The following is a 20,364-nucleotide window of genomic DNA, read 5'->3' as shown; positions in this document are numbered from 1 at the left end:
TTTAACTATTTGAATTAAGATTTGGCAGCGTTTCCGTTAAAAACAACTTTCAGAACTACCAGAAGTAATCCGGCCAAAACTCCAACAATATTCGTAACAATCATCGAGATGTGATTATTAATAATTCCGTACCATAACCACAAACCGCCACTTACAGCTCCAATAACACATGTTAAAAGAGAAAGTTCTTCAGCAGATTTTTCTTTGATAATCTTCATAATTTGAGGAACAAAAACTGAAGCAGAAAGTCCTCCTGCAATAAAGCCAATAACTTCGGGGCTGATCATAAAAGTAGTAAATTAAAAGTAATAAGCTTAATCCCAATCTGCTGCGACAAATTTCATGGTATTTCCTGAATTATCACTGAGCGTAAGATGATGGCCGTCAATTTTGTATTTCGTCATTTTGGGTAATTCCTTTCCGAAAGCGGATTCCAGTTCCATATTGTTTTCGCAGTACATCATCGTACTTCCGACATCAGAAAATTTTACCGTACCATTTGAATAAAATTTTGCGGTGAAGAACATTTTATTGCATCCCATCTCTGCACCGTATTGATTGGGAGTGGTTTTCGTTGAAGCCAAATCAATCTGCGCGCGGTTTTTCACCATCAAGTCTCTGCTGAAATTCTGGAACTCGATCAGCATCCATTGTCGGTTGATTTCTTCTGAAACTAAATTATTAGTTGAACAGTTTTGTAGAAAGAAAATCCCAATCAAAAACACGATCACTGAAAATGCTTTTTTCATAAAATAAATTTTTGAACTTCCACCCATTTCTGTGCCATAATCATTAATTTTGAAATCGAAATCAGTTAGAGATGACACAGGATTATTTTTCATTCGAAGCCGTAATTTTACAAAACGGAACCATGAATGCCGCTTTTGTGGAATTCCCATTCTCAGTACCGGAAATCTTCGGGAAAAAAGGACATGTTAAAATCAAGGCCGTTTTCGACGGTAAAGTGGAATACCGCGGAAGTTTGGCAAAAATGAATTTTGATTGTCATATTTTAGGTTTAACCCAGGAAGCGAGAAAAAAGTTAGGAAAATCTTTCGGAGACACCGTTTCAGTGAAACTTTGGGAAGACAAAGAGGAAAGAATTGTCACCATTCCTGATGACGTGAAGATTGTTTTTAATGAAAACACAGACGCAAAAGAACTTTTCGACGCGATGAGCTACACCCACCGAAAGGAATACATCCGCTGGATCGAGGAAGCCAAGAAACCTGAAACCCGAGAAAACAGAAAAGTGAAAATGATCGAGATGATTCTCGCCGGAAAAAAAGGAATTTAATGAAAAAACAGACCATCGAAACCGAACGGCTTTTGCTGCAACCCATGTCAACCGACGACGCAGAATTTATCTATGAGCTCTACAACTCGCCGAAGTTTATTGAGTTTATCGGAGACCGAAAAATCCGAACCGTGCACGATGCGGAAAAGTATATCACAGAAAAATTTCTTCCTCAACTTGAAAAACTTGGCTTTGGAAACTACCTCATCGTTCTGAAAGATGGCAACAAAAAAATCGGCGGCGTAGGAATTTTCGAGCGTGATGGATTGGAAGTTCACGATATCGGTTTTTCTTTTCTGCCGGAATTTGAGGGAAAAGGTTACGGTTATGAATCGGCGTCAAAACTGATGGAAATCGGATTCAAAGAGTTTGGCTTAAAAAAGATTTCCGCCATTACCACAAAAGCAAATATCTCTTCACAGAAACTCATCGAAAAGCTCGGACTGAAATTTCAAAAAACTGTCCGATTACCAAACGATGAAGAGGAGCTTCTTTACTATGAAACCGAAAATCTTTAATAGCATTAAGGTCACAGTATTTACGTAAAGTAATTGTTTACGCATTTGTTTTTAATGCTATATTTGTTTAAAATTAATGTTGAATGACCATAAAACTTCTAAAGGGTTTTCTTGCTACAATCGCTTTGCTGATCGCACTTGCTTACACTTTCAGATACGATTATCTATTTAAGGGAATCCGTGAAACGTATCTTCGTGGGGAAACGGGATCAACGATCGATGACGGGAAATATTTCCCTTCAAACCTTATCGTCAAAGGAAATCCGAAACCTTGGGAAAAGGATTCACTGTACAACAAAAAATCTTTACCGAAAGATTTAGTTGAAGATTTAAAAAAGTCAAAAACGGCGTCGTTCATCATTATTAAAAACGGAAAACTTTTGCATGAAGAATATTGGGACGGATACAACCAGAACTCCAAAACCAACTCGTTTTCAATGGCGAAAGCGGTAACTGTGCTGCTTACAGGAAAAGCGATTGAGGATGAAAAAATAAAGTCCATTGATGAAAAATATTCTGATTTCTACGAGAACTATAAAAATGTTGATTTCGGGAAAGACCTGAAACTCGTCGATTTGGCGGCTATGGAAGCTGGACTGAACTGGGACGAAAACTACAAAAACCCTTTCCTTCCCAATGCGAAAGCGTACTACGGAAAATCTTTGGCAGAAGCTGTTTTCCTTTGCGGTTTCAAGGAAAAACCGGGAACGAAATTCGAATACCAAAGCGGAAGTACCCAACTTTTGGGTTTTGCGTTGCGAAAAGCCGTGAACAAACCCATCGCCGAATATGCTTCAGAAAAACTCTGGAAACCGCTCGGAATGGAGCAAAACGCAGAGTGGACCAAAGACGACAACGGAATGGAGAAAACTTTTTGCTGCATCCAGTCGAACTCGCGGGACTTTGCAAAACTTGGGCAACTGTTCCTCGATAACGGAAAATCGGGCGAAAGCCAGGTGATCAATCCAAACTTCCTGACTGCGATGCAAACTCCGACCAAGCTTTCAAACGGAGCTTACGGAATGGGACTTTGGATCAACAATGATGCGGTGGTGAAACACTACTATTTTTGGGGACTTTATGGACAGTACATCATCGTCGTTCCCGAAAAACAAATGGTCATCGTGCGAACAGGAACCTACAAAAACCAGCCGAAAGACGCAAAAGGAAGACCAGTTCAGGTGGGATTTATTGTTGATGAGGTGGGGAAGAATTATTGATGATGTAAAAAAATTTTTGCGGTAGAAATTACTCTTTTTTCTAACTGAAGAAATTAAGAAGTTTACAGATTATTGACGATTCGATGAATCCCATCTTTAAGAAGTGGAGTGTTGAAATTGATGAGAAGTCCCAATTTCATTCCTGACAATTTCAGATAGGTTTTAACACACAGAAAATCAATCGAATGCACTTCCGTTACCGCTTTATTTTCTATGAACCTCGATTGCTGCTCCAATTATCAGATATGAAAGTTCGTTTTCTGTCATTTATTTTTTAAAGATAATTTTGAGGCATTCTGAATAAGTATTTTTCAAATCTAAAATTAAGACATTTAAAATAATCGCAAAGATTTATATGCTATACTTCCCACTATTAAGTTAGCAACGAATTAATCTGCAAGCAGATTTTATGAAGCGTGCTCTTTCCACGCTTCATCAATTCGCGGCTGCGAATAGAACTTTGCCTCCTTAATATATAAGTATAGGTGTAAATCTTTGCGGTAAATATTACAATAAAAACAAAGTATCATCGTCCAACTTCCTTTGTTATTTCAAAACCAAAAACAACAATGGCAATTCAATTTTTAATTTTGTAAATTTGAACCATTCTAAATAAGAGAAATGTTCGACCTACAAAATATTCGCAGCCAATTCCCAATCCTCAACCAAACCGTCAACGGAAAACCTCTGATCTACCTCGACAATGGAGCGACATCGCAGAAACCTGTTTCGGTTTTTGAAAGCTGGATGAAATATTACACAGAAATCAACGCCAATGTTCACCGCGGAATCCATACTTTGAGCCAGTTGGCAACAGAGGAAATGGAAGTTTCCAGAAGAAAAATCCAAAGGTTTGTCAATGCCAAAAATGATTACGAGATTATCTTTACCAAAGGAACAACCGAAGGTTTGAACCTCATCGCCTACTCTTTGACGAATTTGGTTAAAAAAAACGACGAAATCATCATCTCTCATTTGGAACACCACTCGAACATCGTTCCTTGGCAAATGCTCTGCGAAAGAACTGGTGCGAAACTGAAGGTAATCCCAATGGACGAAAACGGAATTCTGCAACTCGACTTTCTAGATAAAAACCTGAACGAAAAAACCAAAATTGTTTCTGTGAACCAGGTTTCCAACGCTTTGGGAGTGGTGAATCCGATTGAAGAGATTATTTCGAAAGTCAGAAAAAATTCCGACGCTTTGGTCGTGATCGACGGAGCGCAGTCGGTTCCCCACATGAAAATCGACGTCCAAAAAATGGATTGTGATTTCTTCGTGTTCTCGGGACACAAAATGTATGCACCGATGGGAACTGGGATTCTGTATGGAAAGGAAGAAATCCTAAGAAAAATCCAACCCTTCCATGGCGGCGGAGAAATGATTGCAACCTGTACTTTCGAAAAAACGACTTATGCAGATCTGCCTTTTAAGTTTGAAGCAGGAACTCCGAACGTTGGCGGAAATATCGCGTTGGGAGCTGCAGTTGATTTTATGGAAAAGATCGGACAGGAACAGATTCAGCACCACGAAAACGCCTTGTTGGATTATGCCCAACAAAAACTACTGGAAATTGAGGGTTTGAGAATCTACGGCGAAAAAGCAAAAAGAACGGGCGTTGTTTCCTTTAACCTTGAAGGAATTGGGATTTCGTCTGATGTAGGGATGATTCTCGACAAATTGGGAATCGCCGTGCGAACAGGTCACCACTGCACGCAGCCGATTATGAATTTCTTCAATATTGCGGGAACGGTTCGGGCGAGTTTTGCGGTATATAATACTTTTGAGGAAATTGATGTTTTGGCGGAAGGTGTGAGAAAAGCGAAAAGAATGCTTTCATAGGTTGCCACGAAATCGAAGATTCGACGGAGTCAATGTAAGAATGGTTTTCTAAGAATTACCGCAAAGATTTTCTTTCAACACGCAAATTTGAGTTAGTCAAAGATTACGGATAGATCCGCTGAATAAGCGACTGGTTCATCAATTCGCTTTAGCGGATTAGACTTTGCCATCTTAAGAAAAAGAAAAATTCAAATAATTCTTTGCGGTTTATTATTCTCGCAGATTTCGGTGGTTGCGCAGAATGATTTGCCACGAAATCGAAGATTCGACGGAGTTAATTCACAAAAAATTATTCGTGCATTCGTGGCACATAAAATCAGTGTACATTTTCCAAAATTTGTTCTGCGGCTATCTTTGATTTCACATCAGAAATAACTCTCGTGCAAATTCCGTTTTCATCAAAAAGAAAAGTAGTGCGAACGATTCCCATATAGGTTTTGCCGAAAGTTTTCTTTTCCTGCCACACTCCGAATTTATTTAAGACATCGTGGTTTTCATCCGAGAGCAAGTCGTACCTGAATCCAAACTTTTCGTGGAAACCTTTCTGTCTTTTTACCGAATCCGCTGAAATCCCAACCAACTGAAATCCCTCCTTCTTCAGTTTCGAAATATGGTCGTTGAGATTGCACGCTTCAACGGTACAGGTGGGTGTGTTTGCTTTCGGATAAAAGAAAACCACTAATTTCTTACCTATAAATTTCGATGATTTCACAGGTTCTCCATCTTGGTTGAGCAATTCGAATTCCGGGAGTTGGTCGCCGACTTTAAGCATATTTCTTAATTTTGTGTAAAGTTACTTTTAAAATGACCAAAAAACAAAGAGCGGAAATTATTCTTCAGGAGCTGGAAAAACTGTATCCCGAAACTCCGATTCCGCTTGACCACAAAGATCCGTTTACCCTACTCGTCGCAGTGGCGCTTTCTGCTCAAACCACCGACAAGAAAGTGAACCAGATCACCCCAAAACTTTTCGAAGCTGCAGACACTCCCGAAAAAATGGCGCAACTTGAATTTGAGGAAATCCGCGAACTGATCAAGGAAATCGGCTTAACCAACCAGAAAGCAAAAAATCTGAAAAGAATGTCGGAACTGCTTCTCGAAAGGCACGACGGAATTGTACCACAAACTTTCGAAGAACTGGAAGCGCTTCCCGGAGTTGGTCATAAAACTGCATCGGTCGTGATGAGTCAGGCGTTTGGATTCCCTGCATTTCCCGTCGATACGCACATTCACCGACTAATGAAGCAATGGAAACTTACAGAGGGAAAAAATGTGGTGCAAACTGAAAATGACGCCAAGAAACTTTTCCCCGAACACACTTGGAACAAGGTACATCTGCAGATTATTTTTTACGGACGGGAATATTCACCAGCAAGGGGAAACGGCGAAAAAGATTTTCTTACCAAAATGCTTTTCGACCGCTAACTGGTTCGCAATAAATGATCAACCTTCTCAACCAAATCATCAATTTCGAAAGGTTTTGCGAGAAATGCATCCACTCTGGTTGTCTCCCAGAAATTCGCGGCATCGGGATGAGCAGACATCAGCATAATTTTAATATGGGAAGTGTTGGGATTTGCCTTGATGCTTTTCGCCAAAGTACGCCCGTCGAAACCCGACATCAGCATATCGGTAATGATGAGCTGCGGTTTGTCGTCTCTAAGCGCGTCCTCAAATTCCTCCGGAGTACAGCACGACTGCACCGAGTAATCTTCAGCGAGCAGAATGTTTCGAATGAGCTCACAGATTTCTCTGTTGTCATCAATCACCAATATTTCCATAGTTTTTTTTGTCTTGTTTTTCAAGAAAACAATTGCATACCTCCACAAATTCAAACTTCTAACATATGTTCGAATTGTGTTGGTTTTTAACGAGAGTAAAGGTAATGAAAAAACTTATACAACCAACAAAATTTTGCGAAGTTGTTGACAATATTTTAACCATAAATTAAATTTGGTTAATATTTAAAAATAAAACCTATGATAATTTTTTATTATCAAAAGGAAACAGATCGTATAAAAGCTTAAAAAAAACCGTTACTGCCTTTTCGCCCAGTTTTCCATTTTTCGGTCAAGAACATCCAAAGGAAGGCATCCCTGATTCAAAAGTTCGTCATGGAATTTTGCCAAACTGAATTTCGATCCCAGCTGTTTCTGATACTTGTCGCGGAGCTCACGAATTTTCAGCGCACCGATTTTGTAGCTCAACGCTTGTCCCGGCATCGCCATATAACGCTCGATCTCGGCAGTTGCGGCAGCTTCGTCATAGGCAATATTGCTCATAAAGTATTGGATGGCTTCTTCCCTCGTCATTTTTCCTGTGTGGATTCCGGTATCGACAACAAGTCGCACTGCGCGCAACATTTCATCGCTCAGAGATCCCATTTTTTGGTAAGGATCGGTGTATAGTCCGAATTCTTTTCCGAGCGATTCGCAATACAAAGCCCAACCTTCACCGTACGCACCGAACCAGCCGAAACGCATAAATTTAGGAAGCGCGGTATTTTCCTGTTGCAGGGAAATCTGATAATGATGGCCGGGAATTGCCTCGTGCAGAAACAGCGACTCCATTCCAGAGGTTACATTAAATTTCTGAGGATTTGGGAGCGGAATGTAGAAAATCCCTGGTCTTTTTCCGTCGGGAGTTCCTACCACGTATTCCGCACTTGCGGTCGCTTCACGGAATTTCTCCGTTTGGCGGATTTCGAAAGGCGTTTTCGGCGTCACCGTAAACATCGTTTTCAAAGTGGGCGTAATTTTCTTGAGAATCGCATTAAACGCATCCAAAACTTCTTTGCTGGTTTTGTAGGGCATCGCCTTCGGATCTTCTTTTACGTGAGTAATAAACTGTTCCAAAGTTCCGTTGAAACCAACCTGCTGTTTCACTTTTTCCATTTCATTCCTTAAACCTGCAACCTGCTGCAATCCAATTTGGTTGATTTCTTCAGGGGTTTTTCCTGTGGTAGTCCAGCTGTTCACGTAGTATTTATAGACCTCGTTTCCTTTTGGTAAGGCATTAATTCCATCGGATTCTCTCGCTTTCGGGAGATATTCGGTCTCAAGGAAATTACCCATTTTCGTATAACTCGGAATAATCTTCTTGGAAATCATGTCTTTATACAAAACCTTGAACTTATCTTTTTGAGCGGCAGTAAAGTTTTTGGGGAAATTCTTGATCGGTCCGTAGAAAATATTTTTCTCGAAATCGGCAGTTGTGATTTCATCCGCCTTCATTTGGGGAATCATTTTCACCACCAGTTTCTTTGGCAAAACATATTGCGCCTTCATTCCCTCGCGGAAGTTTTCAATCGCGGCATCCATCCAGTCTGGGAATTTTTCAACTCTTTTCAGCCAGTCGTCATAATCTTTTTCGGTTTTAAAGGGCTGACTTCCCTTTCCGCTTCCCAACAAAGGAAAATCCAGAGGCAAACCGCCAAACTGCGTGAACGGAATATATTCAGGATGATAAGCATAGCGCTCGATCTTATCCTTTAAATTATAGTCTAAAACGTCGTAAACCGTTTTCTGGTCGTCGCTGAGTGATTTGTAGTCCACCTTTTTCAGCTGGTTCTGAACAGAATTGTAAAAGCTGATTTCACCCGAAATAAAATCCTTGTCAATATTGATCGGCAACTGGTCATTATACCTCAAATCACCTTGAGCAGTAGCTTCGAGCGGATAAAGTTTCAGGTATTGTTCGTAATAGTTTGACGCGATCGAATCCAGTTCCACAGGTGTTACCTTGGTGAGCGGCGAATCAGATTTCTTACAGCCCATCACAAAAAGCACGGCAACAAACAGAATAACGATATTTTTCAGAGCAGTGTTTCTCATTGTAGAAATTTTGAAGTGCTAAATTAAAATAAAGTTTCGAGATATCGGTTTGTTCTTATGCATCATAATCTTAACAAAAAAAAAAACAAGTAAAAGTTCAAAAAAAATCTTCGCTTTTTTCTTTTGTTTCTACTATGCAGATAATGCGCTGCTCTTAAAACACAATTTTTAAGAATAAGTCTTTTGCTCCTTTTGTGGTTTTAGAAATTCAATGTGTTCACTTTACGCAGCGAACGTTGAAACGAAAAAAAACCAAAAAAATTTTTCACTTTCAATCTATTTTCTATCTTTGTTCAACCAGTTTAATTATCAAACATTTAACACACTTTTTTCTGAAGAAATGAAAGGGATTTTAAAAATCTATCACCCCGAAGAAACCCTTAAATACAACATCAAAAGCACTTACTGCAAAGCGGTTTACAGCAATAAGCAACATTTTCTCGAGGTAGAGGTCATCACCGATGATTCGCTGGATCACGTGGATGACGACTCGCTGCATTACAACTTTCCGCAAATCTCGCTGAACGTTTTCGATTTCCCGATTGATGATGCCGAGATTGCAGGAAAGACTTTCACAATCAATGATTCGGAAGAAGAAACCTATACCGATGTTGACGTTTTCGATGATGAAGACGCCTATCTTTACGACAGCGAACTCACCTTTGAAAATGATGAAAACGGCGAGCTGCAGCTTTCCTGGAAAGGAAATATCGACGATTTCTACACAGGTTCCGACGAGCCGATTCCCTTCAAACTGAAATGCAATTTCAAGCAGGACGAAATTGTAATCGAGGAAGACTGATCATTTCCCGACACAAACTTTATTGAATAATCTCCCTTAAATTCGATAATATTAAGGTAATTTTGCCGTTAATTTTTAATACCAAAAACTAAAAAATGTTTTTACAGACACCGACTCAGGTTGTAAATACCACAACCGAAAAACACGTCTTCTCTCTTTGGGAAATCCTCTTCAGCGGCGGAATCATCGGAAACACGATTATGGTCGCGATTTTCCTTACCGGGATTGTGGCGCTCTATATTTTCCTGGAACGGTATTTCTTCATCAAGAGAGCATCCAAGGAAACCCCAAATTTCTTAGAAAATATTAAAGATTTCGTGCAGGAAGGTAAAATCCAGACCGCAGTAGATTACTGCAAAACCATCGACTCGCCCGAAGCAAGGATGATCGAGAAAGGTTTGGCAAGAATCGGGCGACCTATTTCCGATATCTCGAATGCGATGCAGAACCAGGGACAACTGGAGGTTTCCAAACTCGAAAAAAACCTGAACATTTTGGCTTCCGCATCGGGAGCGGCTCCAATGTTGGGATTTTTGGGAACGGTGGTCGGAATGATTATGGCGTTTTTTGAAATCTCAAATGTTACAGGTGCGGTGAGTCCAAAACTTCTAGCGTCGGGAATCTACACGGCGATGGCGACAACCGCAGTCGGACTATTTGTGGGAATTCCCGCCTACTTTTTTTACAACCTTTTGGTTACGAATGTGGACCGACTGGTTCTGAAAATCCAAACGCACGTGAATGAATTTTTGGATACTTTGAATAAACCGCTTTAAAGAAGAAACAAGAAACAGGGGAAAAGAAACAGGACCAAGAGCCAAGGAAAAAGGGCCAAGAAAACAAATGTGAATGGTGAATTTTCCTTCGGAAGTCAATGGTGAATTTTTGCCACAAACTTGGAACTTGGAACTTGAAACAAAATTTTGCAATGGAACTAAAACGCAGAAACAGAGTCAACGCCGAATTCAGTATGGCATCTATGACGGACATTATCTTCCTGCTGCTGATCTTCTTTATGATCACCAGTTCTGCAATTTCGCAAAGCGCGATCGACGTGAAGCTTCCGAAAGCCGACGCCTCGAATCCGAGCGTTCAGGATCCGTCAACAGTGACCATCAAAGAAGACGGCAAGTATTTTGTAAACGATAAAGAAATTGCTAAAGACCAGCTGGAAAATTATCTGGTCAACGCATTGAAAAACGAGAGCAACCCGTCGTTCACCATCCGTGCAGACGAAAACACCAAACACAAAGATGTGGTTTTTGTGATGGGAATTGCGGAAACTCATAAATACAATCTGGCGATTGCAACGACACAGACAGAATAAATGGAATACGCAGCTCAGCATATTAGAAACGAGAAAAAAGACAAAACGAAAAGTGCAGTCATCACTTTTCTGGTCGCGCTGTTGCTTTTTCTGCTGATGTTTTTCTACACCTTCACGCAAACCATCCACAAACCAGAGCAGATTACAACGATGCTCATTAATTTCGGCGACAACCAAAACGGTGCTGATCCGGAAGAACCTGCAAACCAGGAAGGTAGTTTGGCAGCAACCGCCGACATCACCGTTCCCGAACCGGTACAGGAAAAAGTCGTGGAAGCAAATCCCGAACTTGTAACCGAACCCGCAAAACCTGCCAAAGAAAAAATCATTACCGGAAGCAATACCAAAGTTTCCGCACCGAAAGTTGAAAAAGTAAGCGAAACCAAAACCACCGCAAAAGCAACTCCCACTAAAACTACGACAACCAAAACTGCCACTTCCAAAGCAACCACCCCCAATTCCAACACCGGAACAGGCGACGGAAAAGGAACTGCCGCGATAGGCAACCTCATCAAAGGAAGAGGTACCAAAACCGGAACTCAGGGAACCAGCGGAACTACCGGAAATGCAGGTGATCCGCTCGGTGGCGATTCCAATGGAGACAGCAAAATCGGTGTTGACAGGAACTTGATCGGCTTCATTCCCGGAACGATGGGTCGAGGCGGCGCACAACCGTCGCACAACTGCACTGCAAGCGGAACTATCAGTATCGGCTATACCGTGGACAAAGCCGGAAACGTGGTTTCTGCGCGGCGATTAGGCGGCGTTTCCGACAATTGTGTGGTTTCGACTTCCGTGGAATGGGTGAAAAGATACGTGAAAGCCGAAAAAGCAAATACCTCATCTACAGGAACTTACAGGATTACTTTTTAATATTTGGGCGCCTTTTTCCGCCCTCCGTTCCCGCTTTTTTGTTCGTCGTTCCTCCTCACAAAAAGAGCTCCACTCAGGTCGGGGCGCAGTTCACGATTTCTTCCACATTCGGAATACAATAGAATATTTACTGGTACTTTGGAAAAAATCTACACTGATCAATTAATCAGGATTTTCTTTGGCTGTCATTGCTAATTCAGCGAGCGATATAAAACAAAATTTTGTTGTCAATTCTTTTAGATTTAATTTTGCTCTATGACTTCAGAACAATATCAGGAAGCAATCCAATGGCTTTTCGTGCAGATGCCGAATTACCAGGTCGACGGGCAGAAAGCTTATAAACCGGGACTTCAGAACATTACCAAACTCTGTGAGTATTTCGGGAACCCGCAAAACGAGATCAGAACCATCCACATCGGCGGAACCAACGGAAAAGGTTCCACAAGCAATATGCTCGCGTCGGTTTTGCAGGAATCCGGTTATAAAACTGGACTTTACAACTCTCCGCACCTCATCGATTTCACCGAAAGAATCAAAATAAACGGAGAAAACTGTGACAAAGAGTTTGTCTATGAATTCATCCAAAAACTCAGAAATATTCCCGAAGAAATCCGTCCCTCTTTTTTTGAATTTACGACCGTGATGGCTTTTGAATACTTCCGACAGCAAAAAGTTGATTTCGCCATCATTGAAGTCGGTTTAGGCGGCAGGTTAGATTCTACCAACATCATCAAACCTTTGGTTTCTGCGATTACCAACGTGCAGCTCGACCACCAGAATATTTTAGGAAACACGATTGAGGAAATTGCAAAGGAAAAAGCTGGGATTATCAAAGAAAATATTCCGATCATTTCAGGAGATGAAAACGAGATGGTGAAGCAAATCATTGAAGCAACCGCGAAGGAAAGAAATACCACTTTTATTGATGCCACTTTAATAAAGACCAACTTAAAATCTGATCTCAAAGGAAATTATCAGGAAAAAAACATCCGCGTTGTAGTGGCGATCGTCGAGGAACTGCGGAAAATCGGAGTAGAGATCGCCGATAGTCATTTAAAAGAAGGACTTCTGAATGTTCACAAAAACACCGGCTTCATCGGCCGCTGGTTTGAGTTTTCAAAAGATCCGCTCATTATCTGCGATACCGCACACAATCAGGCGGGATTAGAAATGGTTTTTTCTCAACTCAACGAAATTCCGAAAGCCAAACACATCGTTTTGGGATTCGTGAAAGACAAAAAAATCGACGAGGTTTTGAGAATCCTTCCTTCCAACTCGACGTTTTATTTTGTGAAACCCGCGATCAATCGCGGCCGACATCCCTCCGATTACGAAGATTTGCTAAAAAAATCGAAAATAATTTACAAAATCTTCGACGATGTGCAGTCGGGTTATCTCGCTGCAAAACAGAATATTAAGAAAGGTGAAATGATATTTATCGGCGGCAGCAACTTTGTAGTGGGAGAATTTTTAGAAAAAAATTTGCAGAAATAAAAAAACCTTGTATATTTGCCGAACCAAAATTTGAGAAATCAAATAACGGGAAAGGGTTCTTAGCTCAGTTGGTTCAGAGCATCTGGTTTACACCCAGAGGGTCGGGGGTTCGAATCCCTCAGGACCCACTTTCAAGAGAAAAACTTCAGAGAAATCTGAAGTTTTTTGTTTGTATTCTACCCTATTTATAAGGGTTTACGAGTAATTCAAACTTTTCTTAAAAAATCTACAGATTTTACTGAATTTCCTAAAAGTATGCCTTTTGAGGTGTCCTTTTAGGTGTCCCATTTATTTTTCAGGTGTCCCATTCAAACCACGATTAATCCTAGTAAAATGAAAATTCTATTTTATATAAGAAAATCAAAAATGAATTCTAATAATCTATGTCCATTAACCTGTAGAATTACATTAGATTATTTAAGAAAGGAGTTCTCTACAGGACTTTTTATAAATCCTGAAAATTGGAATGCACAAAAACAGAAAGCATTTCCTTTTAATACAGACAATACACAAATTAATACTCAACTGAGCCTGATTAAACAAGAAATTAATCAGGCTTTTTTATTTCTAAAGGTTCAAGGTAGAGATTTCAATGTGGAGGACATTTACAGGCAATACAAAGGAGAAACCATTAAAGATGATAAATCCATTAGAATTTTTGCAGAAAAGAAGATGGAAGAATCAATCTTTGGGATGTATTTAAATTGTTCACACAGGCAAATAAATCATCTTTCATTGATACTTTCCTTGACAGAAATCTGAATGCTTTGGAATTCTCAAAGGGTATTCAGAAAACTCTCAATGGTAATTCAGATTATCATTGGTTTTTGAGTTAATTGCAGCCCCACTTTGGGGCTGTTTTTTATTCAACAATTTTAACTATTTTTGTCTAATAACCATTTTCTGTGAACCAAAATCCTGAACAAATTGCAAGAGATAAAATTGATGCCCTTTTAAGAGCTTCAGGATGGATTATACAAGGCAAGAAGAATATAAACCTTAATGCTGGTTTAGGAGTTGCTGTAAGAGAATATCAAACTGATGTAGGTCCCGCAGATTATGTGCTTTTTATCAACAGGAAACCTGTAGGAGTTATTGAGGCAAAAAAAGAAGATGAAGGTTACAGGCTTATTGGTGTAGAAGAACAGTCTACAGATTATGCTACTGCAAAACTGAAATACTGTAATAATGAAATGCTCCCTTTTGTTTTTGAAAGCACAGGAACTATCACAAGATTTACCAATCATCTGGATCCAAAACCAAGAGGAAGAGAAATTTTTTCTTTTTATAGACCTGAAACTTTGCAGGAATGGCTTTCCAAAAAAAGCTTAAGGACAAAATTACATGATTTACCTGACCTTTCTCCAGTAGGTTTAAGAGATTGTCAGATTAATGCAATCAATAATCTTGAAAAATCTTTTAAAGAAGCAAAACCTAAAGCTTTAATACAAATGGCAACAGGTTCAGGAAAAACTTTTACTGCTATTACATTTATCTATAGGTTACTAAAATACTCAAAAGCAAAAAGAATTCTCTTTTTAGTAGATACCAGAAACTTGGGAATACAGGCAGAACAAGAGTTCATGACTTATGAGCCCAATGATGACAACAGAAAATTCACTGAACTCTATGGAGTGACATTGTTGAAAAGCAGTTTTATTCCGGATGATAGCCAAGTATATATTTCTACTATTCAGAGGATGTATTCAATTCTGAAAGGTACTGAGCTTGATGAAAGTGCAGAGGAAAAAAATCCAAATGAATTCATGTTTGGTAAAGATCCTTTACCTGTAGTTTACAGTGAGAAAATCCCACCAGAATATTTTGATTTTATTGTTATAGATGAGTGCCACAGAAGTATTTATAACCTTTGGAAACAGGTTTTAGATTATTTTGATGCATTTCAAGTTGGTCTAACTGCTACACCTGAAAAAAGAACTTTTGGGTATTTTAACCAAAATGTAGTTTCAGATTATGGATATGAAAAAGCTGTAGTAGATGGAGTTTTAGTGCCTTACAATGTGTTTACAATTGAAACTAAAATTACAAAAGAAGGCAGTAAAATTTCATTTGGAGAAAATGTAGATATGAGGGAAAGGCTGACCAGAAGAAAATTCTGGGAAACTATTGATGAAGATGTGGAATATACAGGAAATCAGCTAGATAAAGATATTGTAAACCCAAGTCAGATAAGGACAGTAATCAGAGCTTTTAAAGAAAATGTTCCTGCAATGTTCCCTGACAGAATAGATAAAAATGGTGATTTTGAAATCCCTAAAACTCTGATTTTTGCAAAAACTGACAGCCATGCAGAAGATATCATAGATATTGTCAGGGAAGAATTTGGTGAAGAAAACAGGTTTTGTAAAAAAGTAACTTACAGGAGTGAAGAAGACCCAAAATCAGTTCTAAGCCAGTTCAGAAATAACTATTATCCAAGAATTGCAGTCACTGTAGATATGATTGCTACAGGAACAGACATAAAACCTTTGGAAATTCTCCTGTTTATGAGAGATGTAAGAAGCAGCAGTTACTATGAACAGATGAAAGGCAGAGGAACAAGAACTATTGCTTTGGATGATTTAAGGAAAGTAACACCATCTGCGAAAACCACCAAAGACCATTTTGTAATTGTAGATGCTATTGGCGTTGAAAATTCTCATAAAACAGATTCCAGACCATTAGAAAAGAAACCTGGAATGGCACTGAAAGATATTCTGAATAATATTGCAATTGGCAATAATTCTTCAGAGGAACTGCTATCTACATTAGCCAACAGGTTAATCAGACTGGATAAGCAGATTAACGCGAGTGAGAAAAGCAAGTTTGCAGAACTTGCTGAAGGTAAGAATATTTCTCAAGTGGTAAAGGCACTACTCAATGCACATGACCCAGACACCAAAGAAAATATTGAAAAACAGGTCAAAGAAGAATTAATTGGAGAGTCACCAGATAAGATAGATGCAGAGATAAAGAAAAGACATGAAGAACTGATAGATAATTCAGTAATTATTTTCCATTCACCAGAGTTAAGGGATTATATTGTTGATGTAAGAAAAAAATATGACCAAATAATTGATAACATCAACATAGATGAAACCACCAATATTGGTTGGGTAAAAGACCATAAAGAAGATGCAGAATCTAAAATTAATGCTTTCAAAGAATGGATAGAAAAAAATAAAGATGAAATCACTGCACTTGAACTTTTTTATGCACAGCCCTACAGAAGAAGGGAACTTACCTACAAAATGATTAAGGAACTGTATGATAAGTTAATCCTGGAACAGCCAACTTTGGCTCCATTTAAGATTTGGGAAGCTTACCAGAAATTACAGAAATCAGAAGGTTCACCAAGAAATGAACTTACTGCAATGGTTTCATTAGTTAGAAAAATTGCAGGATTGGATGAAACCCTCACTCCTTTTGATAAAACAGTTGACCAAAAATTCCAGAAATGGATTTTCAAGAAAAATGAAGGTCAGCACAACAGGTTTTCTGAAGAACAGATTTCCTGGCTCAAAATGATGAAGGACTATATTTCCAACAGTTTCCATATTGACAGAGAAGATTTTGACCTTACTCCATTTAATGAATATGGTGGTTTAGGTAAGATGTGGCAATTATTTGGAGAAGAAACTGAGGAGATTATTAATGAACTTAATGAGGTATTAGTTGCGTAGTTATGATACCAAAACTCTCAGCAGAATACTTGATTAAGCAGGTTGATACAGATGGACATTGCCCTCTATTTGTACAGGCAAATGATGGCTCAAATTATTTTGCCAAATATCTGAATTCATTAAGAACTGATGAGTTATGCCTCCTTGTTTATGAAATGGTTGCTGTAGAAATTCTGAAAAAACTAAAGTTGCCTCACGCAGAACAGGCAATCATAGAAATTCCACCCAATATTATTGACAAGAAAATTAGTTACAGTAAAAGTTGGAAAAGAAATGTTACTGCTTGGGGTTCAAAAGAAATTGCAGAAGCATCATTAGTATCTGAAATAAATAATTACAGCACCAAAACTCTATTCAATCAAATTGAAAATCCTGAAGACCTGATTCACATTGCGATTTTTGATTTATGGGTTGAAAATACAGACAGAAAACAGGAAAATTATAACCTTATTGCATACCAAAAATATGGCAAAATAAGATTTGTTCCTATTGATCATGGTGCAATTTTTGGAGGATTTGACAGGATTGGAATTTTTAGCGGTACTTTACCATGCTCTGCAAATAATAAACTGATTAGCAGTGATTTATTTAAGCAAATAGTATCAAGAATTCCCCAAAACAAGCAGTTGCAGATATCAAAAGATTTCATAAATTTGCTTTCCCAAGTGAACTTAAAAGAAGTTTTAAATGATGTTTTCCATAACATTCCAGAGAGTTGGAAGATTAATAAGACCTTAAAAGATAGAATTGAAAAATTCCTTCTTTCAGATTTGCGTATGCAATCTTTGATTAACACTGTTAACTCCAGACTACCTTTAAAACCTAAAAAATGAACTTCTTATCCATCATCTATTTAGAGACCAATTCCACTACTTCCGAGAAGATTAGTTTGGGATTGTTGGGAGTTTCTGAAAAACATATCTTTTTAAAATATTCAGAAAACAAGATCAAAATTGCTGAAAAACTAGCAGGTTCCTCTTTTGAAAAACTGGTGAAATTTTCTTTGAACTCCATCAAAAAACAAATTTCAATTGCCAATAATGATTTCGTTGAAAACAAACTTTTTGATTCAAACCATCAGTTTAAGCAGGAATACATCACTTACCTAAGCAAATATGCGCAGGGACTTTTTCAGTTTGAAGCTCCAAAACCTTATTCAGGAGAACTCAACAAAAATACCTTTGAAAAACTTTTCCAGAAGTTTATCAGTATGGCTGAACCAGAGTTTAAGAAAACAAACTTTTATAATGAGGTAAAAAGTTATGTGAAGAAATCAGCCATTTACGAAAAAGTAGATGTAGATTATAACCTGGATCCCAAACTCATCCCCTCACTTATTGCCAAAGAAAATGTCTCCTTTATCAGTAAAAATGGGAATATTATGGCTGCACAGCTTGTAGATTTTAACAGTAATGAAGATTTAGTGAAGCAGCATATTTATGAGTTCAGAAGCATCGTAGATTCTCTTGAGGGATTTGCAAAAGAGCAGATTTCGAAAAACCATAAAGGCAACTATATTATGCTTTTCAACAAACCTGAAAAAAACACCAAACAGGAAAAACTGCTGAACCACCTGAAAAGTTTAGAAAAACAAGAAGACATACCTTTCAAAGTAGAGGAATCGAATTATATTGAAAAAATTGAGGAAAAAATTCTGAAGGAAGATTACCAGAAATTCTCGGAATTTGCAGAAACATTGGAACCTTAACAGTTCCAATTTTTTTTAATTGAAGTATGGAGAAAAAAAGTTTACCTAAACATTGGGAAGTAAATAAATTAAAGGAAATATCTGAATGGGGTTCAGGTGGAACTCCAAAATCAACAAATAGGGATTATTATGAAGGAGGTGATATTCCTTGGTTAATTATTGGTGATTTAAATGACAATTTTATCTCAAGCAGCAAAACAAAAATAACAGAACTTGGTTTAAAAAATAGTTCTGCAAAAATAGTTCCTTCAGGTAATATTCTTATTGCACTTTATGGAAGCATAGGAAAGCTTGGAATTAATAAAATTCCCTTGGCTACTAATCAGGCTATTGCCTTTACAAAGAATTTGAAGGAATTTATGTTTAATAAATACCTTTTCTATTTTTTGTTTTATAAAAGAGCTTATCTAAATTCATTGGGAAAAGGAGCAACACAAATGAACATAAGTCAAACTGTTTTAAAAGAAGTTGAAATTCCAATTCCCCCACTTCCAGAACAACAAGCCATAGTACAAAAAATAGAAGAACTTTTTTCTGAACTGGACAACAGCATACAAAACCTGAAAACAGCCCAAAAGCAAATAAAAATCTACAGACAAAGTGTTTTAAAATCTGCCTTTGAAGGAAAACTAACCCAGGAAAAACTGGAAAATATACAACAGGTTGCAGAACCTAAATTAGAATATGGAGAGAACAGACTTCCAGAGGGTTGGAAATGGGTGAAGTTGGGAGATGTTGTCAAGAATGTGGAATATGGTTCTTCAGAAAAATCAAAGAAATTTGGGAAAATCCCTGTGCTAAGGATGGGAAACATACAAAATGGCAAATTTGACTGGGAGGATTTGGTATATACTGATACAGATTCTGAAATAGAAAAATATCTTCTAAAGAAAAATGATGTCCTTTTTAATAGAACTAATAGCTCAGAATTAGTTGGTAAAACTGCTATTTACAAAGGAGAAAGACCTGCAATATTTGCTGGTTACTTAATCAGGATAAATTATGATATACAAATACTTAATCCAAAATACTTAACTTTTTATCTTAATTCAGCCTCTGCAAGAGAATATGGTGATTCAGTTAAAACATTTGGAGTTAATCAATCCAATATTAATGGAACAAAATTAAAAACTTATCCTTTACCATTAGCTCCTCTGTCTGTACAAGAGGAAATTGTTTCAGAAATAGAATCCAGGTTTTCAGTTGCAGATAAACTGGAAGAAGCCATAAACCAATCTTTGGAACAGGCAGAAGTTTTAAGGCAGAGTATTTTAAAGAAAGCATTTGAAGGGAAATTACTATGAAGCACAGGCAAATAATTACAGATGAAATTAGAGAAGAATATTTTTCTTCACTTAGAGATTTTTTGTTTGAAAAAAGTAACCGAAGAAAAATCACAATGCGAAGAAATGCCTGTGAAGAAAATGAGGCAGGTGTTTACTGTTTCTTCATTAATGGTGAGTTAGGTTATGTTGGTGAAAGTGGATGTTTAAAAAAAAGAATTAATGATATGTTGAACACCAAAAATCATTCATTTAGAAGAAGTTTTGGGGAGCATCATTTTTCAACCCATAAATTATACACCAAGGCACATAGTAAAAATGGGTATTGCGCAGAACTTGAATCTTTACTTACAGATAAAATGAAAGAAGAGTTAGAATTTTCTTTTATAGCAATGGACATAGGCAGAAAAGAGTTTGAAGAGTGGTTACAGGATAGGTATCCTGACACAAAGTTTTTTAATAAGAGAAAGAAAAGGAAATAATC

Annotated in this window: 23 protein-coding genes and 1 tRNA gene; 18 read left to right on the top strand and 6 right to left on the bottom strand. The window is 38.0% G+C overall.

Features of this window, described 5'->3' with window-relative positions; all coding sequences use genetic code 11:
* Positions 1-14 precede the first annotated feature (14 nt).
* Both MTP09_RS00755 and MTP09_RS00750 read right to left on the bottom strand, forming a co-directional pair.
* Positions 15-287 (bottom strand): SemiSWEET family sugar transporter, encoded by a 273-nt coding sequence (locus tag MTP09_RS00755; RefSeq protein WP_243549728.1) that lies wholly within the window; start codon positions 285-287, stop codon positions 15-17.
* Positions 288-314: 27 nt separating this feature from the next.
* Positions 315-749, bottom strand: coding sequence for an META domain-containing protein (locus tag MTP09_RS00750; protein WP_243549726.1), 435 nt, complete (start codon positions 747-749; stop codon positions 315-317).
* Between the two features lie 71 nt (positions 750-820).
* On the opposite strand from MTP09_RS00750, the gene MTP09_RS00745 reads away from it, so the two are divergent.
* From MTP09_RS00745 to MTP09_RS00735, 3 genes are all read left to right on the top strand, one after another.
* Complete coding sequence (locus MTP09_RS00745; RefSeq protein ID WP_243549724.1) at positions 821-1,297, top strand: YdeI/OmpD-associated family protein; 477 nt, start codon at positions 821-823, stop codon at positions 1,295-1,297.
* Positions 1,297-1,815, top strand: a complete 519-nt coding sequence (locus tag MTP09_RS00740; RefSeq protein ID WP_243549722.1) for a GNAT family N-acetyltransferase — start codon at positions 1,297-1,299, stop codon at positions 1,813-1,815. The genes MTP09_RS00745 and MTP09_RS00740 overlap by 1 nt, the downstream gene beginning before the upstream one ends.
* 83 nt (positions 1,816-1,898) lie before the next feature.
* Entirely contained in the window at positions 1,899-3,035 is a 1,137-nt protein-coding gene (locus tag MTP09_RS00735) for a serine hydrolase domain-containing protein (protein WP_243549720.1), read from the top strand.
* A gap of 62 nt (positions 3,036-3,097) precedes the next feature.
* Here MTP09_RS00735 and MTP09_RS00730 read toward each other — a convergent pair whose 3' ends face one another.
* Positions 3,098-3,226 carry a GxxExxY protein gene (locus MTP09_RS00730; protein ID WP_243551692.1) on the bottom strand — a complete coding sequence of 43 codons (129 nt, stop codon included), beginning with the start codon at positions 3,224-3,226 and terminating at the stop codon, positions 3,098-3,100.
* 430 nt (positions 3,227-3,656) lie between these two features.
* On the opposite strand from MTP09_RS00730, the gene MTP09_RS00725 reads away from it, so the two are divergent.
* Positions 3,657-4,877 carry an aminotransferase class V-fold PLP-dependent enzyme gene (locus MTP09_RS00725; RefSeq protein ID WP_243549718.1) on the top strand — a complete coding sequence of 407 codons (1,221 nt, stop codon included), beginning with the start codon at positions 3,657-3,659 and terminating at the stop codon, positions 4,875-4,877.
* Between the two features lie 316 nt (positions 4,878-5,193).
* Here the strand turns inward: MTP09_RS00725 and bcp are convergent, their stop codons facing one another.
* A complete protein-coding gene (gene bcp, locus MTP09_RS00720) occupies positions 5,194-5,649 on the bottom strand; it encodes a thioredoxin-dependent thiol peroxidase (RefSeq protein ID WP_243549716.1) in 456 nt (151 codons plus the stop codon).
* 32 nt (positions 5,650-5,681) lie between these two features.
* Here bcp and nth point away from each other — a divergent pair, with 32 nt between their 5' ends.
* Positions 5,682-6,302: an endonuclease III gene (gene nth, locus MTP09_RS00715; protein ID WP_243549714.1), complete on the top strand. Its 621-nt coding sequence runs from the start codon at positions 5,682-5,684 to the stop codon at positions 6,300-6,302.
* Here nth and MTP09_RS00710 read toward each other — a convergent pair.
* Together MTP09_RS00710 and MTP09_RS00705 are read right to left on the bottom strand one after the other, a co-directional pair.
* Complete coding sequence (locus MTP09_RS00710; RefSeq protein ID WP_243549712.1) at positions 6,299-6,658, bottom strand: response regulator; 360 nt, start codon at positions 6,656-6,658, stop codon at positions 6,299-6,301. The genes nth and MTP09_RS00710 overlap by 4 nt on opposite strands.
* Before the next feature lie 255 nt (positions 6,659-6,913).
* Positions 6,914-8,710 (bottom strand): DUF885 domain-containing protein, encoded by a 1,797-nt coding sequence (locus tag MTP09_RS00705; RefSeq protein ID WP_396022228.1) that lies wholly within the window; start codon positions 8,708-8,710, stop codon positions 6,914-6,916.
* A gap of 340 nt (positions 8,711-9,050) precedes the next feature.
* Between MTP09_RS00705 and MTP09_RS00700 the strand changes: the two genes are divergently transcribed.
* The 13 genes from MTP09_RS00700 to MTP09_RS00640 all read left to right on the top strand — a co-directional run bounded on the left by MTP09_RS00700 (position 9,051) and on the right by MTP09_RS00640 (position 20,362).
* Positions 9,051-9,512, top strand: coding sequence for a macro domain-containing protein (locus MTP09_RS00700; RefSeq protein ID WP_243549711.1), 462 nt, complete (start codon positions 9,051-9,053; stop codon positions 9,510-9,512).
* Between the two features lie 95 nt (positions 9,513-9,607).
* A complete protein-coding gene (locus MTP09_RS00695) occupies positions 9,608-10,288 on the top strand; it encodes a MotA/TolQ/ExbB proton channel family protein (RefSeq protein WP_243549709.1) in 681 nt (226 codons plus the stop codon).
* 152 nt (positions 10,289-10,440) lie between these two features.
* Entirely contained in the window at positions 10,441-10,839 is a 399-nt protein-coding gene (locus MTP09_RS00690; protein WP_243549708.1) for an ExbD/TolR family protein, read from the top strand.
* Entirely contained in the window at positions 10,840-11,712 is an 873-nt protein-coding gene (locus MTP09_RS00685; protein ID WP_243549706.1) for a ferric siderophore ABC transporter substrate-binding protein, read from the top strand.
* Positions 11,713-11,967: 255 nt separating this feature from the next.
* Positions 11,968-13,206, top strand: a complete 1,239-nt coding sequence (locus MTP09_RS00680) for a bifunctional folylpolyglutamate synthase/dihydrofolate synthase (RefSeq protein ID WP_243549704.1) — start codon at positions 11,968-11,970, stop codon at positions 13,204-13,206.
* Between the two features lie 53 nt (positions 13,207-13,259).
* Positions 13,260-13,334 (top strand) — tRNA-Val (locus tag MTP09_RS00675).
* A 205-nt stretch (positions 13,335-13,539) separates the two neighbouring features.
* On the top strand, positions 13,540-13,968 hold the full coding sequence (locus MTP09_RS00670; RefSeq protein WP_263008869.1) for an Arm DNA-binding domain-containing protein: 429 nt from the start codon (positions 13,540-13,542) through the stop codon (positions 13,966-13,968).
* A complete protein-coding gene (locus MTP09_RS00665; RefSeq protein WP_243549700.1) occupies positions 13,911-14,042 on the top strand; it encodes a DUF3871 family protein in 132 nt (43 codons plus the stop codon). Before MTP09_RS00670 ends, MTP09_RS00665 begins: the two co-directional genes overlap by 58 nt.
* Before the next feature lie 69 nt (positions 14,043-14,111).
* Positions 14,112-16,889, top strand: a complete 2,778-nt coding sequence (locus MTP09_RS00660) for a type I restriction endonuclease subunit R (protein WP_243549698.1) — start codon at positions 14,112-14,114, stop codon at positions 16,887-16,889.
* Between the two features lie 2 nt (positions 16,890-16,891).
* Positions 16,892-17,722, top strand: a complete 831-nt coding sequence (locus tag MTP09_RS00655) for a CotH kinase family protein (RefSeq protein WP_243549696.1) — start codon at positions 16,892-16,894, stop codon at positions 17,720-17,722.
* On the top strand, positions 17,719-18,597 hold the full coding sequence (locus MTP09_RS00650; RefSeq protein WP_243549694.1) for an RpiB/LacA/LacB family sugar-phosphate isomerase: 879 nt from the start codon (positions 17,719-17,721) through the stop codon (positions 18,595-18,597). Before MTP09_RS00655 ends, MTP09_RS00650 begins: the two co-directional genes overlap by 4 nt.
* 26 nt (positions 18,598-18,623) lie before the next feature.
* Positions 18,624-19,901 (top strand): restriction endonuclease subunit S, encoded by a 1,278-nt coding sequence (locus tag MTP09_RS00645; RefSeq protein ID WP_243549692.1) that lies wholly within the window; start codon positions 18,624-18,626, stop codon positions 19,899-19,901.
* Positions 19,898-20,362, top strand: a complete 465-nt coding sequence (locus MTP09_RS00640; RefSeq protein WP_243549690.1) for a GIY-YIG nuclease family protein — start codon at positions 19,898-19,900, stop codon at positions 20,360-20,362. The genes MTP09_RS00645 and MTP09_RS00640 overlap by 4 nt, the downstream gene beginning before the upstream one ends.
* Positions 20,363-20,364: the final 2 nt, after the last annotated feature.

It is taken from the genome of Chryseobacterium suipulveris, assembly GCF_022811685.1.
Taxonomy (GTDB): Bacteria; Bacteroidota; Bacteroidia; order Flavobacteriales; family Weeksellaceae; genus Kaistella; species Kaistella suipulveris.
This window is presented reverse-complemented; position numbering and strand designations above follow the sequence as displayed.

Bases quoted from the DNA above. Each gene is read 5' to 3' on its own strand.
- MTP09_RS00645 (WP_243549692.1), top strand. From the start codon at position 18,624: ATGGAGAAAAAAAGTTTACCTAAACATTGGGAAGTAAATAAATTAAAG.
- MTP09_RS00700 (WP_243549711.1), top strand. From the start codon at position 9,051: ATGAAAGGGATTTTAAAAATCTATCACCCCGAAGAAACCCTTAAATAC.
- MTP09_RS00740 (WP_243549722.1), top strand. From the start codon at position 1,297: ATGAAAAAACAGACCATCGAAACCGAACGGCTTTTGCTGCAACCCATG.
- MTP09_RS00690 (WP_243549708.1), top strand. From the start codon at position 10,441: ATGGAACTAAAACGCAGAAACAGAGTCAACGCCGAATTCAGTATGGCA.
- MTP09_RS00750 (WP_243549726.1), bottom strand. From the start codon at position 749: ATGAAAAAAGCATTTTCAGTGATCGTGTTTTTGATTGGGATTTTCTTT.
- MTP09_RS00670 (WP_263008869.1), top strand. From the start codon at position 13,540: ATGAAAATTCTATTTTATATAAGAAAATCAAAAATGAATTCTAATAAT.
- MTP09_RS00685 (WP_243549706.1), top strand. From the start codon at position 10,840: ATGGAATACGCAGCTCAGCATATTAGAAACGAGAAAAAAGACAAAACG.
- MTP09_RS00705 (WP_396022228.1), bottom strand. From the start codon at position 8,710: ATGAGAAACACTGCTCTGAAAAATATCGTTATTCTGTTTGTTGCCGTG.
- MTP09_RS00745 (WP_243549724.1), top strand. From the start codon at position 821: ATGACACAGGATTATTTTTCATTCGAAGCCGTAATTTTACAAAACGGA.
- MTP09_RS00755 (WP_243549728.1), bottom strand. From the start codon at position 287: ATGATCAGCCCCGAAGTTATTGGCTTTATTGCAGGAGGACTTTCTGCT.
- MTP09_RS00655 (WP_243549696.1), top strand. From the start codon at position 16,892: ATGATACCAAAACTCTCAGCAGAATACTTGATTAAGCAGGTTGATACA.
- MTP09_RS00640 (WP_243549690.1), top strand. From the start codon at position 19,898: ATGAAGCACAGGCAAATAATTACAGATGAAATTAGAGAAGAATATTTT.
- nth (WP_243549714.1), top strand. From the start codon at position 5,682: ATGACCAAAAAACAAAGAGCGGAAATTATTCTTCAGGAGCTGGAAAAA.
- MTP09_RS00650 (WP_243549694.1), top strand. From the start codon at position 17,719: ATGAACTTCTTATCCATCATCTATTTAGAGACCAATTCCACTACTTCC.
- MTP09_RS00695 (WP_243549709.1), top strand. From the start codon at position 9,608: ATGTTTTTACAGACACCGACTCAGGTTGTAAATACCACAACCGAAAAA.
- MTP09_RS00725 (WP_243549718.1), top strand. From the start codon at position 3,657: ATGTTCGACCTACAAAATATTCGCAGCCAATTCCCAATCCTCAACCAA.
- MTP09_RS00710 (WP_243549712.1), bottom strand. From the start codon at position 6,658: ATGGAAATATTGGTGATTGATGACAACAGAGAAATCTGTGAGCTCATT.
- MTP09_RS00735 (WP_243549720.1), top strand. From the start codon at position 1,899: ATGACCATAAAACTTCTAAAGGGTTTTCTTGCTACAATCGCTTTGCTG.
- MTP09_RS00680 (WP_243549704.1), top strand. From the start codon at position 11,968: ATGACTTCAGAACAATATCAGGAAGCAATCCAATGGCTTTTCGTGCAG.
- bcp (WP_243549716.1), bottom strand. From the start codon at position 5,649: ATGCTTAAAGTCGGCGACCAACTCCCGGAATTCGAATTGCTCAACCAA.